Origin of the sequence: Streptomyces sp. NPDC005728 (assembly GCF_040630895.1) — a bacterium.
Lineage (GTDB): Bacteria > Actinomycetota > Actinomycetes > Streptomycetales > Streptomycetaceae > Streptomyces.
Genome location: NZ_JBEXYL010000070.1, coordinates 1 through 13632 on the forward strand (window position 1 = coordinate 1; position 13632 = coordinate 13632).

Here is a 13632-nt window from a genome sequence, read left to right on the forward strand (position 1 = left end):
TTCTCCCGCAAGCCGATGTTCGGCTACATGGGTCTGATCGCGGCGACCATCGCGATCGCCGGTCTGTCCGTGACGGTGTGGGCCCACCACATGTATGTCACCGGCGGTGTGCTGCTGCCGTTCTTCTCCTTCATGACGTTCCTGATCGCCGTACCGACCGGTGTGAAGTTCTTCAACTGGATCGGCACCATGTGGAAGGGCTCGTTGTCCTTCGAGACACCGATGCTCTGGGCGGTCGGCTTCCTGATCACCTTCACCTTCGGTGGTCTGACCGGTGTCATCCTGGCGTCGCCGCCGATGGACTTCCACGTCTCGGACTCGTACTTCGTGGTGGCCCACTTCCACTACGTGGTGTTCGGCACGGTCGTCTTCGCGATGTTCTCCGGTTTCCACTTCTGGTGGCCGAAGATGACGGGCAAGATGCTGGACGAGCGTCTCGGCAAGATCACCTTCTGGACGCTGTTCGTCGGCTTCCACGGCACCTTCCTGGTCCAGCACTGGCTGGGCGCCGAGGGCATGCCGCGTCGTTACGCCGACTACCTGGCGGCCGACGGCTTCACCGCCCTGAACACGATCTCGACGATCAGCTCGTTCCTGCTCGGCCTGTCGATCCTGCCGTTCCTCTACAACGTGTGGAAGACGGCCAAGTACGGCAAGCCGGTCGGCGTGGACGACCCGTGGGGCTACGGCCGTTCGCTCGAGTGGGCGACGTCCTGCCCGCCGCCGCGGCACAACTTCCTCACCCTGCCGCGGATCCGCAGCGAATCCCCGGCGTTCGACCTGCACCACCCCGAGATCGCCGCCCTCGAGCAGCTTGAGCACGCCGGTCACGGTGCCATCGCGGGCAGCAAGGAGGCCGGCAAGTGAAGATCCAGGGTCGGATGTTCATCTGGTTGAGCGTCTTCATCCTGATCATGGCCATCGTGTATGGCGTGTGGTCGAAGGAGCCGGCCGGTACCACGGCGCTCTTCCTGGCCTTCGGCCTGAGCATCATGATCGGCTTCTACCTGGGCTTCACCGCCCGGCGGGTCGACGCGGGTGCGCAGGACGACAAGGAGGCCGACGTCGCGGACGACGCGGGCGAGCTGGGCTTCTTCAGCCCGCACAGCTGGCAGCCGCTCGCCCTGGGCGTCGGCGGTGCGCTGGCCTTCCTCGGTGTGGCGGTCGGCTGGTGGCTGCTGTACTTCTCGGCACCGATCATCATGATCGGCCTGTTCGGCTGGGTGTTCGAGTACTACCACGGTGAGAACCGCACCCAGTAGCACGCACCGAGCATCACAGGAGCCCGGACACTCCGTCAGGAGAGTCCGGGCTCCTGCGTTTGCCGCAGTGTCTGTCCCTCGTACGAGTTACACGCCGCGCCGGTAGGGTCTGCTTCTCATAGCGTGATCATATGAATCACTCTCCGCGGACCCGCACCGTCGTCAGCTGCGCGCTGCTGGTGACCGCCCTGGGCGCGGGCGGCACCGCCTGCAGTTCGGACGGCAACCCCCTGTCGGACAAGCCGTACGACGCAGCGGACCAGATCTCCTTCAACGGCCCCACCGATGCGGGCAAGCGGGCCGACCCGGACAAGCCCCTGGAGATCACGGCCAGCGACGAGGACCGGATCACGGACGTCACCGCCCAGGACTCCACAGGGCGCTTCGTGGCGGGCGAACTCGCCGTCGACGGCAGCCGCTGGCACAGCACCTCCCCGCTGGCCGCCAACGCCCACTACACGGTCGCGGTGAGCACCGAGGACGAGGACGGCGCGCCCGGCCGCAAGGTCCTCAGCTTCGACACCAGCAAGCCCACCACCACCAAGCGCCTGAACGTCACGTTCGGGCCGGAGTCGGGCCAGTACGGCGTCGGACAGCCCATCACCGCCCAACTCGACCAGCCGGTCAAGGACAAGGCGCAGCGGGCCGTCGTGGAACGCGCCCTCAGGGTGGACGCCACGCCCGCCGTCCCGGGCTCGTGGTACTGGGTGAGCGACAAGGAACTCCACTACCGCCCCAAGGACTACTGGCCCACGCACGCCACCATCCAGGTGCACAGCAACCTGGACGGCGTAAAGATCAGCGACCGTCTGTGGGGCGGCAAGTCCAAGGCGCTGAAGATCACCACCGGTGACAGGATCGAGGCCGTCACCGACGCCTCGGCGCACCAGCTGACGTTCTACAAGAACGGCCAGGCGATCAACTCGATCCCCGTCACCACCGGCAAGTCCGGCTTCGAGACCCGCAACGGCGTCAAGGTCGTACTGGCCAAGCAGTACTTCGTACGCATGCGCGGCACCACGGTGGGCATCGCCGAGGGCAGCTCCGACTCCTACGACCTGCCGGTCTACTACGCCACCCGGGTCACCTGGTCCGGCGAGTACGTCCACGCCGCCCCCTGGTCAGTGGGCTCCCAGGGCTACGAGAACGTCAGCCACGGCTGCACCGGCATGAGCACCTCCAACGCCGAGTGGTTCTTCGAGAACGTCCACGAGGGCGACATCGTCAGGGTCGTGAACTCCAACGGCAATCCGATGGAACCCTTCGGCAACGGCTTCGGCGACTGGAACGTCGACTGGAAGAAGTGGCGCACGGGCAGCGCCCTGGTCAACGGCACCCCCGACGGGCCCGCACCCCAGGACGCGCTGCGCCTCCAGCCGACGGCCGTGTGAGCGCCCTGAAGGGGCGCGGGGCCGTGTCGACGTGCGGCTCCGCCACGCCGGTACCCCGCGCCCGAACTCTCAGGCGCTCAGCAACCGCTTCTGACGGAGCAGCGAAGCCAGGGCCGACGCGAACTCCACCGGATCCACCGGCAGCGTCACGGCCGCATCAGCGCGACTCCACGTGGCCAGCCACGCATCCTGAGGCCGCCCCATCAGCAAGAGCACCGGCGGGCACTTGAACACTTCGTCCTTGATCTGGCGGCACACCCCCATGCCCCCCATGGGCACGGCCTCACCGTCGAGCACACAGACGTCGATGCCGCCCTTGCCCAACTCCCGGACGACCGCCTCAGGAGTCGCGCACTCCACGAACTCGACCAGAGGGACGTCCGGAGCCGGCCTGCGGCCGGTGGCCAACCGCACCTGTTCCCGTGTGCGGGAGTCGTCGCTGTACACCAGCACCGTAGCGGTCGGCTGCATGCTTCCTCCGGGACGTCGGCGTCGTACGGACAGGGCCGTTTGGGGCGGATGTTACTCCCATGAACACCACGTCAACACCGGTTCGGCGGGCAGCAACACTCCGAACGGCACCCCCCGGAGTGAGGGCGGGATAAGCGACCGACATAATGTCGGTCGTGGCGACAGCAACGACAGTAGAAACCGGGCACGCGCACCCGTCGGTCAACCGACCGAACCTCACCAGCGTCGGAACCATCATCTGGCTGAGTTCCGAGCTGATGTTCTTCGCGGCCCTCTTCGCGATGTACTTCACCCTTCGATCGGTGACCGGTCCGGCGCACTGGAAGGAGCAGGCGGAGGCGCTCAATGTGCCGTTCTCCGCGACGAACACCACGATCCTGGTGCTTTCCTCGCTCACCTGTCAGCTCGGCGTGTTCGCTGCCGAGCGCGGGGACGTGAAGAAGCTCCGTGGCTGGTTCATCCTCACCTTCATCATGGGTGCGATCTTCATCGGCGGTCAGATCTACGAGTACACGGAGCTGGTGAAGAAGGACGGAATCTCCCTGTCCTCCGACCCGTACGGCTCGGTGTTCTACCTGACCACCGGCTTCCACGGCTTGCACGTGACGGGTGGTCTCATCGCCTTCCTGCTGGTCCTCGGTCGCACCTACGCGGCGAAGAGGTTCACGCACGAGCAGGCGACCGCCGCGATTGTCGTGTCCTACTACTGGCACTTCGTCGATGTGGTCTGGATCGGCCTCTTCGCCACGATCTACCTGATCAAGTAGCCGGGATCGCTCCCGCACATCCAGAAGCATCGACGCAGAAGATCCTGACACCGGGGTAATCCGTGAAAAAGCTCTCCGCACGACGACGCCATCCGCTGGCGGCGGTCGTCGTCCTACTCCTCGCGCTGGCGGCTACTGGGGGGCTCTACGCCGTGTTCGCGCCCGCGGACAAGGCGCAGGCCGATGAAACCTCCCAGTCCCTGACCATCAAGGAGGGCAAGAAGCTCTACGAGGTCGGCTGCGCCAGCTGCCACGGCACCGGTGGCCAGGGCTCCTCCGACGGCCCGAGCCTGATCGGCGTGGGCGCCGCGGCCGTGGACTTCCAGGTCGGCACCGGCCGTATGCCGGCCGCGACCTCGCAGGGCCCGCAGGTCGTCAAGAAGAAGAACATCTACACCCAGGCCCAGATCGACCAGCTCGCCGCGTACATCGCGTCGCTGGGCGCCGGTCCCGAGGTGCCGACGAAGGAGCAGTACGGCCCGGACGGGGCGGACATCGCCAAGGGTGGCGACCTGTTCCGCACCAACTGCGCGCAGTGCCACAACTTCACCGGCAAGGGTGGTGCCCTCACCAAGGGCAAGTTCGCGCCCGACCTGACCGGCGTCGACCCGAAGCACATGTACGAGGCGATGCAGACGGGCCCGCAGAACATGCCGTCCTTCCCCGACACCACGCTGTCGGAGAAGAACAAGAAGGACATCATCGCGTACATGCACGCGATCAACAGCAGCGAGACGGAGCAGCCGGGCGGCATGGAACTGGGCGGCCTCGGGCCGGTCAGTGAGGGTCTGTTCGCATGGATCTTCGGTCTCGGTGCCCTGATCGCGGTAGCCGTCTGGGTCGCCGCTCGGACCGCAAAGGCCAAGAAGTCATGAGTAGCCAAGACATTCCAGAAGAGAACCTGCCTGCTGAGCAGGAGCACGCGCACGGCGCCGTGAGCGTCGCGGACGAGGAGAACCCGTTCGCGGACCCGGGGCTGCCGCCTCACGAGCACCGGATCCAGGACATCGACGAGCGGGCCGCCAAGCGGTCCGAGCGCGTCGTCGCCCTGCTGTTCACGGTGTCGATGCTGGCCACCGTCGGCTTCATCGCCGCGTACGTGGCCGTCCCGAGCGACAAGTCGATCTTCGTCTTCCCGCTCGGGCACATCAGCGCGCTGAACTTTGCGCTCGGTCTGACGCTCGGCACGGCGCTGTTCTGCATCGGCGCGGGCGCGGTCCACTGGGCCCGCACCCTGATGTCCGACGTCGAGGTCGCCGACGAGCGTCACGCCATCGCGGCCTCTCCCGAGGTCCGTGCGAAGGTCCACGCGGACTTCAAGCAGGGCGCCAAGGAGTCGGCGCTCGGCCGGCGCAAGCTGATCCGCAACACGATGTTCGGCGCGCTCACCCTGGTGCCGCTCTCCGGCGTCGTCCTGCTGCGTGACCTCGGCCCGCTGCCCGGAACCTCGCTCCGCCACACCCTGTGGGCCAAGGGCAAGCTGCTCGTCAACATGAACACGAACCAGCCGCTGCGTCCCGAGGACGTCGCTGTCGGTTCGCTGACCTTCGCCAAGCCCGAGGGCCTGGAAGAGGCCGACGAGAGCTTCCAGAACGAGATCGCCAAGGCCGCCCTGATGATCATCCGGCTCCAGCCGGACAACATCAAGGACAAGCGCGAGCTGGAGTGGTCGCACGAGGGCGTCGTCGCGTTCTCGAAGATCTGCACCCACGTCGGCTGCCCGATCTCCCTGTACGAGCAGCAGACGCACCACGTGCTGTGCCCGTGCCACCAGTCCACCTTCGACCTCTCCGACGGCGCCCGAGTGATCTTCGGCCCCGCCGGTCACGCCCTGCCGCAGCTCCGCATCGGCGTGAACGACGAGGGTTACCTCCAGGCGCTCGGCGACTTCGAGGAGCCCGTCGGTCCTGCATTCTGGGAGCGCGGATGAGCACTACACCGAACGAAGAGTCTCGCTCTCGCGAGAAGGCACCGGCCGGCGAGCGGATCGCCGACTGGGCGGACGGCCGGCTCGGGATCTACTCCCTGGCCAAGTCCAACATGCGCAAGATCTTCCCCGACCACTGGTCGTTCATGTTGGGCGAAGTCTGCTTGTACAGCTTCCTCATCATCATCCTGACCGGTGTCTACCTGACGCTGTTCTTCCACCCGTCGATGAACGAGGTGGAGTACCACGGCAGCTACGTCCCGCTCCAGGGACAGCTGATGTCCGAGGCGTTCAGCTCGACCCTGCACATCTCCTTCGACGTGCGCGGTGGCCTGCTCATCCGGCAGATCCACCACTGGGCCGCGCTGATCTTCCTCGCCGGCATGTTCGTGCACATGATGCGCGTGTTCTTCACCGGCGCGTTCCGCAAGCCGCGTGAGATCAACTGGCTGTTCGGCTTCCTGCTGTTCGTCCTCGGCATGTTCACCGGCTTCACCGGTTACTCGCTCCCGGACGACCTGCTCTCCGGCACCGGTGTCCGCTTCACCGAGGGCGCGATCCTGTCGATGCCGATCGTCGGCACGTACATCTCGTTCTTCCTCTTCGGCGGCGAGTTCCCCGGCCACGACTTCGTCGCCCGGTTCTACTCGATCCACATCCTGCTGCTGCCGGGCATCATGCTCGGCCTGGTGGTGGGCCACCTGATCCTGGTCTTCTACCACAAGCACACGCAGTTCGCGGGCCCCGGAAAGAGCGAGAAGAACGTCGTCGGCATGCCGCTGCTGCCGGTGTACATGGCCAAGGCCGGAGGCTTCTTCTTCCTGGTCTTCGGCGTGATCGCGGCCATCGCCGCGGTGACCCAGATCAACCCGATCTGGGCCATGGGCCCCTACCGGCCCGACCAGGTCTCCACCGGCGCCCAGCCCGACTGGTACATGGGCTTCGCCGAGGGTCTGGTCCGCTACATGCCGGGCTGGGAGATCAACTTCTGGGGTCACACGCTGGTCCTGGGCGTGTTCATCCCGCTGGTGCTCTTCGGCCTGGTGCTGATGGCGATCGCGGTCTACCCGTTCATCGAGTCCTGGGTCACCGGCGACAAGAGCGAGCACCACATCCTGGACCGCCCGCGCAACGCCCCGACCCGCACCGCGTTCGGCGTCGCCTGGGTCACCGTGTACATGGTCGGCCTGGTGGGCGGTGGCAACGACCTCATCGCCACCCACTTCCACCTGTCCATCAACGACGTCACCTGGTTCGTCCGGATCGCCTTCTTCGCCGGACCGGTCATCGCGTTCATCGCCACCAAGCGGATCTGCCTCGGCCTGCAGCGCCGCGACCGCGACAAGGTGCTGCACGGTCGCGAGACCGGCATCATCAAGCGCCTGCCGCACGGTGAGTTCATCGAGGTCCACGAGTCGCTCAGCCAGGAGCAGCTGCACACCCTCACGGCTCACCACCAGTACGAGCCGGCCGAGATCGGCCCGGCGGTCGACGAGAACGGTGTCGAGCGCAAGGTGAAGACGGCGGAGAAGCTGCGCGTCAAGCTCAGCGACGCCTACTACGGCGACGACAACCAGATCCCGAAGCCCACGGTCGACGAGTACAAGGAGATCACGAGCGGCCACGGCCACCACTGATCCCCGCGTCGCCACGCCACGGTCGAAGGGCCCCGTCCGGCTTACGGACGGGGCCCTTCGCCGTGTCCCGGGCTGGATAGGGTGGGACCACACTGTTCTTCTACGACACCCAGGAGCGGCTATGAACGCTGTGACCCCCGCTGGAGGCGACACCGCGGCGGGCCGTTCCTGGCCCGCCCTGCTGAACGGGCTGCTGGAGGGCCGGGACCTGTCCGCCGACGACACGGCCTGGGCGATGGACCTGATCATGAGCGGGGAGGCGACCGACGCGCAGATCGCCGGGTTCATGGTGGCGCTGCGCTCCAAGGGCGAGACGGTGGAGGAGATCACCGGCCTCGTGCGGACCATGTACGAGCACGCGAACGTGATCGAGGTGCCGGGACCTGCCGTCGACATCGTCGGCACCGGCGGCGACGGCGCCAAGACGGTGAACATCTCCACGATGTCGTCCATCGTGGTCGCCGGCACGGGAGCGAAGGTCGTCAAGCACGGCAATCGCGCCGCGTCCTCCGCCTCCGGGTCCTCCGACGTCCTGGAGAAGCTCGGCATCAATCTGAACCTGACCCCGCAGCGGGTCGCCGAGGTCGCCGACGAGGCGGGCATCACCATCTGCTTCGCGGTGAAGTTCCACCCGTCGCTGCGTCATGTCGCCGCGGCGCGCGGCCAGTTGGGGATCCGTACGACCTTCAATGTCCTCGGTCCGCTGACCAATCCGGCCAAGGTGCGGGCCCAGGCCGTCGGGGTCGCCGACCCGCGCATGGCGCCGATCGTGGCCGGGGTCCTCGCCGAGCGCGGCAACTCCGCCCTGGTCTTCCGCGGCGACGACGGCCTGGACGAGCTGACGACCACCTCCACCTCCCGAGTGTGGGTGGTCCGGGACGGCAAGGTCGCCGAGGAGCGCTTCGACCCGCGGGACGTCGGCATCGACCTCGTACCCGTGGAGGCCCTGCGCGGCGCCGACGCCTCGTACAACGCGGAGGTGGCGCGGCGCGTGCTGGACGGGGAGAAGGGGCCCGTCCGGGATGCGGTGCTGCTGAACTCTGCGGCCGCCCTGGTGGCCCTCGACCCGACCGAGGCCCCGCTGGCCGAGCAGCTCCGGGCCGGCATGGCCAAGGCCGCGGAGTCGATCGACTCGGGCGCGGCCAAGCGGACCCTGGAGCGCTGGGTGACGGCCAGCAACACCTGACACTCACGCCGTGTGACGCAGGGCGCAGTCCAGGATCCGGACTGCGCCTTGCGCGGCGAAGATCGTGTGGCAGGATGTCGTACCAGGTCATGAGTGACAGTCAACAGGCCCCGGCCGGCTGTCCGGCAACCCTCCGTCCGTGGCGGGGTGCCCCGGGTGAAGACCAGGCCGTGGGCAGCGAGGTCTACGGCAAGCGCGGACCCCTCGCACACCAGGGGTCCTGGTCGTCGAGGGAGCCTTCCGTGAGCAAGCGAATGCGATAGGGCGTAGAGCCCCGCCTCCGCATCCCCCTTTTCACCTTCCTCCGTGCTTGAGCCACGCCTGCTCGCACGGTGGTTCCGCCTTGCCTCTCACGGGAGTTCACCATGTCCGTCTCCACCGCTGCCGCCGACCAGACCGTTTGCCGTGACATTTCGGGGGCGCTGCCCGTTCTGGGCCGGGATGTCACCGTCCCGCTCGTCACCGGCGGTGAGGTCACCTACGCCGCGCTCGACTACGCGGCCAGCGCCCCCGCCCTCCAGCGCGTCTGGGACGACGTGGCGGCCTACGCGCCGTACTACGGCAGCGTCCACCGCGGCGCCGGCTACCTCTCCCAGCTCTCCACCGACCTGTTCGAGAACGCCCGCAGGACCGTCGCCGAGTTCCTCGACTGCCGTGCGGCCGACCAGGTGGTCTTCACCCGGTCGACCACGGACTCCCTGAACCTGCTCGCCCGCGCGCTCCCCGCCGACTGCCAGGTCTTCGTCTTCGAGACCGAGCACCACGCCTCCCTGCTGCCCTGGCAGGACGCCCGGGTCACCTGCCTCGACGCGCCGCGCACCCCGCGGCAGGCCGTCGAGACCCTGGAGCGGGCCCTCGCCGGCCGCGACCCGTACGGCCCGGCCCTGGTCTGCGTCACCGGCGCCTCGAACGTCACCGGCGAGCTGTGGCCGGTGCGCGAGCTGGCCGCGGCGGCCCACGCGCACGGCGCCCGGATCGTCCTGGACGCCGCCCAACTGGCGCCGCACCACCCGGTGTCGGTCCAGGACCTGGACGTCGACTGGGTCGCCTTCTCCGGCCACAAGCTCTACGCCCCCTTCGGCTCCGGCGTCCTGGCCGGCCGCGCCGACTGGCTGGTCGCGGCCGAGCCGTACCTCGCGGGCGGCGGCGCCAGCCGCAGGGTCAGCCGGCGCGAGGACGGGGGAGTGGCCGTCGAGTGGCACGAGACGGCCGCCCGCCACGAGGCCGGCTCCCCGAACGTCATCGGCGCCTACTCCATCGCCTCCGCCTGCAAGGCGCTGACGGAGGCCGGTTTCGACACCCTCGTGGCCCGCGAGCAGCACCTGATCTCCAAGGTCCGCGAGGGCCTGGCCGAGGTGCCCGAGGTCCGGATCCTCTCCCTCTTCGGTGACGACGCGCCGCGTGTCGGCGTCATCTCCTTCGTCGTGGACGGCTGGAACAGCTCCCACTTCGCCGCCGCCCTCTCCGCCGAGTACGGCATCGGCGTCCGCGACGGCCTGTTCTGCGCCCACCCGCTGGTGCGCACCCTGCTGGGCTCCGACCCCCAGACCCAGGGCGAGTGCGGCGCCCCCGAGGCCGCGCCCGGTGAGAAGTCCCTGAACGCCATCCGGGTCAGCTTCGGCGCAGGGACCCCGGACGAGCACGTGGAGCGCTTCGTGAAGGCCGTGCGGGAACTGGTGACCGAGGGCGCGAAGTGGACGTACCGCACAGAGGAAGGGCGCTGCGTCCCCGCTGTCTGACCGGAGAGTGCCTAGGAGGCGGCGTTCACGAGTCGAGACCGATCGCGAACGCCGCCTCCAGGTCGTGCTGGGAGTACGTGCGGAACGCGACGTGCGTGTCGGTCGCCTCCACGCCGGGGATCTTGCTGATCCGGCCGGGGATGACGTCGGCGAGGTCCTCGTGCCGGCTCACCCGGACCATGGCGATCAGGTCGTAGGTGCCGGTGACCGAGAAGACCTCGCTGACGCTCTCCAGTGAAGCGATCTGCTCGGCGATCTCGGGGATCCGGTCCACGCTGGTCTTGATCAGGACGATCGCGGTGATCACGACGGGTTCTCTCCCTCGGGTGCCGGAGCCGGTGCGGACTTCACTCTAGTCCCACGTCCGTAGCGCACCCACGCGTAGCCGAAGCCGAGGCCGAAGCCGACCAGGTGGGCGAGGTAGGCCACCCCGGGGCCCTCGCCGGCACGGCCCGCCGCGAGCCACTGGAGGGCTGCCCAGAAGGGCAGCACGACCCAGGCCGGGAAGCGCATCGGCAGGAAGAACAGGAACGGGAGGAGACTGGTCACGCGGGCACGGGGAAACAGGAAGAGGAATGCTCCGAGCACCGCCGAGATCGCCCCGGAGGCGCCCACCAGCGACTGCTCGGACGTGGCGTTGGCGGCCGCGTAGCCCAGCAGGGCCAGGTAGCCGCAGCCGACGTAGAACAGGGTGAACTCCACCCTGCCCATCCGTTCCTCGGTCATCAGCCCGAAGACGAAGAGGAAGAGCATGTTGCCGAGCAGATGCACCCAGCTGCCGTGCACGAACAGGGCGGTGGCCGGGGCCAGGACCTCCCGGGCGGGCGCGTCGAACAGGTCCGCCGGAACCACTCCCCAGTGCCGGAAGTACGCGCGCTGCGCTGCCGGCAGCGTGTCCACGGAGCCGTATGCCGGAGTGAGCCCGGAGGCCGGGCCCAGAACGAAGATCACGGAGCACAGGGCGATGAGGGTGTACGTCATCGGTGCGGAGGTGCCTCTGACCGCCCTGAGTGTTCGGGCGGCCGCGGTGCTCCAGGTGGTGATCATGACTACAGAGCATGACGTAAGGGGACGCAACCTGACAGACCGCCTCGCCGCCACGGCCTGTCCGGCGGATCGGGTCGGAGGGAATCGACGGCGCCTTATCGGTGCAGGTGAGCGGGGTAGGGTGCGTGCATCTGCAAGGCGGAGGAGGGCGGCGACGCGATGGGGGTCCCCCCGTGCGAGCGCAGCCGAGCGTGCGGGAGTCGGCGAGTGACGGCGACGCGGCTGGGGGTACCCCCTCCGGGGGAGCGCGTGCCGTACCCCGCGTCTCCGGCAGGATCCGCCGGACAGGCCCTGCGGACGGGCGGGCGGCGAGTACCCGCCAGGCCGTAGGGTTACGAGCCACACGCGTCGAGCAGCGGCGCGGACCGACCGAGAAGGAAGCGAACAGTCACGATGACGGTTCCCCTGCCGACCGCCACGACACGATGGCGCTGCACCCTCTGCGGCAACCTCACCCGCTTCGACGTCTCCCGCTCGTCGAAGGTCGTCGAGTACGTCCACCTCGACCTCGCCGGTGAGCCGACGGTCGAGGAGCGCGAGGTGGTCAGTGAGACCATCGAGTCGGTCCGCTGCCGCTGGTGCAACGCGGTGGACCAGGTGGAACTCGTGGACAGGCCGGGTGCCGGCTCCTGAGCGGAGCGGGCCCCGTACAGGTATTGGGGTGTGACGGATGGTGGAGACCGCAGGCGGGGGGCCGGGCGACGGCACCGCCGAGGTGCTTGACCGTCCGCTGCCCGACGGTGTGCGCCGGCGGGTGGTGCAGATCGTCTCGGACGGCTTCGGCGGCCTGACCGTCGCGGAACTGCCCGCCCAGCTGAGGCAGTACGCCCGGTTCGCCCCGAACCGCCGGGCCAAGTTCGCCGGGAACGCGATGGCGGCCGCCGTGGAGACCGACGCGCTCTTCCGGCAGCGGATCGGGGAGAAGTTCAGAGAGGCGCAGCCGGAACTCTCCGGCGCCCTCGACTCCGGCTCGCCGCCCCCGGCCGCGGACCCGCTCGACGTGGCGGCCGCGGCCTATGTACTGCGTCCGGCGGGCTGGGTGAAGCTGGTCGCCGCGGCCGGCGAGGAGGCCCAGCGCGCGGATGCCGAGCGGGCCGACGAGGAGAGCCGGGCCGAACTGGAGCGGCTGCGTGAGGCGCTGGCCCAGGCCCGGGAGCAGACCCGGACCGAGACCGAACGGCTGCGCACCGAGCTGGAGTCGGCGAAGAAGGAAGCGGAATCGCTTCACCGTAAGCTCCGTGCCGCGCTCAGCGACGTCAAGCGCGGGGAGGCCGCGCTGCGCAAGGTCCACGGCGAGATCGAGGCCGTGCGCGCCGAGACGCAGGCGCAGGTGTCGGCCGCGGAGAGCGAGTCGCGGCGGGTCAAGGCGCGTCTGGGCGAGGCCGAGGCCGCTCTGGAGGCCACCCGCCGGGCGGCCCGCGAGGGGCGCAGCGTCGAGGACATGCGGGTACGGCTGCTGCTCGACACGCTGCTGGACGCCACCCAAGGGCTGCGGCGCGAACTCGCCCTGCCGCCGGTCTCCGTGCGCCCGGCAGAGACCGTGGACGCGGTCGAACCGGGACGAATGACCCCGAAGGACATCGCGACCCGGGCCCTGTCCGAGAACGATCCGGCCATTCTCGACCAGTTGCTCGCGCTGCCGCAGGCGCATCTGGTGGTCGACGGCTACAACGTCACCAAGACCGGCTATCCGCAGATGCCGCTGGAGAAGCAGCGGCTCAGGCTACTGGGCCAGCTCTCGGCGCTGGCCGCGCAGACCGGCGCCGAGGTGACGTGTGTCTTCGACGGGGCCGAACTGGCCGCGCCGGTGCTGCTCGCGCCGCCGCGCGGTGTGCGGGTGCTGTTCTCCAAGCCGGGGGTCACGGCGGACGAGCTGATCCGCCAGCTGGTGCGCGCGGAGCCGCCGGGCCGCCCGGTCATCGTCGCCTCGACCGACCGAGAGGTGGCCGACGGGGTCGCCCGGGCCGGTGCCCGACCTGTCGCGTCTGCGGTACTTCTGAAGCGGCTGTCCTGAAGGTCCAATACACATACGCAATGCCCGAATTGGAACGACTCTCGCGCAACGTAGGGTCAATCGCACCTCACTGCACGTGAGTTATGTGCAAAGAATGCATTGCGTCACAGGTTTTTTTGCCGCGAGGATTTGAACTGATCACAAGTGGGTCACTAGGGTCTGGGCTCGAACCTCCGAACGGGTGATCACTC

14 protein-coding genes and 1 riboswitch are annotated in these 13632 nt (G+C 68.5%); of the genes, 11 read left to right on the forward strand and 3 right to left on the reverse strand.

What is annotated here, in order from left to right; all coding sequences use genetic code 11:
- The 3 genes from ABZ471_RS34225 to ABZ471_RS34235 all read left to right on the forward strand — a co-directional run.
- Positions 1–867 (forward strand): cbb3-type cytochrome c oxidase subunit I (locus tag ABZ471_RS34225; RefSeq protein ID WP_359071996.1); only part of this gene is annotated, 867 nt, incomplete at its 5' end.
- Positions 864–1262: a cytochrome c oxidase subunit 4 gene (locus ABZ471_RS34230; protein WP_359071998.1), complete on the forward strand. Its 399-nt coding sequence runs from the start codon at positions 864–866 to the stop codon at positions 1260–1262. The genes ABZ471_RS34225 and ABZ471_RS34230, both read left to right, overlap by 4 nt.
- A 131-nt stretch (positions 1263–1393) precedes the next feature.
- A complete protein-coding gene (locus ABZ471_RS34235; RefSeq protein WP_359072000.1) occupies positions 1394–2653 on the forward strand; it encodes an Ig-like domain-containing protein in 1260 nt (419 codons plus the stop codon).
- A gap of 69 nt (positions 2654–2722) precedes the next feature.
- Here ABZ471_RS34235 and ABZ471_RS34240 read toward each other — a convergent pair whose 3' ends face one another.
- On the reverse strand, positions 2723–3124 hold the full coding sequence (locus ABZ471_RS34240) for a hypothetical protein (protein ID WP_359072001.1): 402 nt from the start codon (positions 3122–3124) through the stop codon (positions 2723–2725).
- 146 nt (positions 3125–3270) lie between these two features.
- Here ABZ471_RS34240 and ABZ471_RS34245 point away from each other — a divergent pair, with 146 nt between their 5' ends.
- From ABZ471_RS34245 to ABZ471_RS34270, 6 genes are all read left to right on the forward strand, one after another.
- Positions 3271–3891: a heme-copper oxidase subunit III gene (locus ABZ471_RS34245; protein ID WP_359072003.1), complete on the forward strand. Its 621-nt coding sequence runs from the start codon at positions 3271–3273 to the stop codon at positions 3889–3891.
- Positions 3892–3953: 62 nt separating this feature from the next.
- On the forward strand, positions 3954–4766 hold the full coding sequence (locus tag ABZ471_RS34250) for a c-type cytochrome (RefSeq protein WP_359072004.1): 813 nt from the start codon (positions 3954–3956) through the stop codon (positions 4764–4766).
- Complete coding sequence (locus ABZ471_RS34255; RefSeq protein WP_359072005.1) at positions 4763–5821, forward strand: Rieske 2Fe-2S domain-containing protein; 1059 nt, start codon at positions 4763–4765, stop codon at positions 5819–5821. The genes ABZ471_RS34250 and ABZ471_RS34255 overlap by 4 nt, the downstream gene beginning before the upstream one ends.
- Positions 5818–7455 (forward strand): cytochrome bc complex cytochrome b subunit, encoded by a 1638-nt coding sequence (locus ABZ471_RS34260; protein WP_359072006.1) that lies wholly within the window; start codon positions 5818–5820, stop codon positions 7453–7455. Before ABZ471_RS34255 ends, ABZ471_RS34260 begins: the two co-directional genes overlap by 4 nt.
- A gap of 121 nt (positions 7456–7576) precedes the next feature.
- The gene (gene trpD / locus ABZ471_RS34265) at positions 7577–8641 is read left to right on the forward strand and encodes an anthranilate phosphoribosyltransferase (protein WP_359072007.1); all 1065 of its coding nucleotides are present in this window, start codon (positions 7577–7579) and stop codon (positions 8639–8641) included.
- Between the two features lie 85 nt (positions 8642–8726).
- A riboswitch (SAM riboswitch) is annotated at positions 8727–8843 on the forward strand.
- 163 nt (positions 8844–9006) lie between these two features.
- On the forward strand, positions 9007–10380 hold the full coding sequence (locus ABZ471_RS34270) for an aminotransferase class V-fold PLP-dependent enzyme (protein WP_359072009.1): 1374 nt from the start codon (positions 9007–9009) through the stop codon (positions 10378–10380).
- 25 nt (positions 10381–10405) lie between these two features.
- On the opposite strand, the gene ABZ471_RS34275 is transcribed toward ABZ471_RS34270, so the two are convergent.
- Positions 10406–10687, reverse strand: a complete 282-nt coding sequence (locus tag ABZ471_RS34275; RefSeq protein ID WP_359072011.1) for an Lrp/AsnC ligand binding domain-containing protein — start codon at positions 10685–10687, stop codon at positions 10406–10408.
- Positions 10684–11427: a rhomboid family intramembrane serine protease gene (locus tag ABZ471_RS34280; RefSeq protein ID WP_359072013.1), complete on the reverse strand. Its 744-nt coding sequence runs from the start codon at positions 11425–11427 to the stop codon at positions 10684–10686. Before ABZ471_RS34280 ends, ABZ471_RS34275 begins: the two co-directional genes overlap by 4 nt.
- A 393-nt stretch (positions 11428–11820) precedes the next feature.
- Between ABZ471_RS34280 and ABZ471_RS34285 the strand changes: the two genes are divergently transcribed.
- Positions 11821–12060: a hypothetical protein gene (locus ABZ471_RS34285; protein ID WP_359072015.1), complete on the forward strand. Its 240-nt coding sequence runs from the start codon at positions 11821–11823 to the stop codon at positions 12058–12060.
- A 37-nt stretch (positions 12061–12097) separates the two neighbouring features.
- Positions 12098–13441, forward strand: a complete 1344-nt coding sequence (locus ABZ471_RS34290) for an NYN domain-containing protein (protein WP_359072017.1) — start codon at positions 12098–12100, stop codon at positions 13439–13441.
- The last annotated feature ends 191 nt before the right edge of the window (positions 13442–13632 follow it).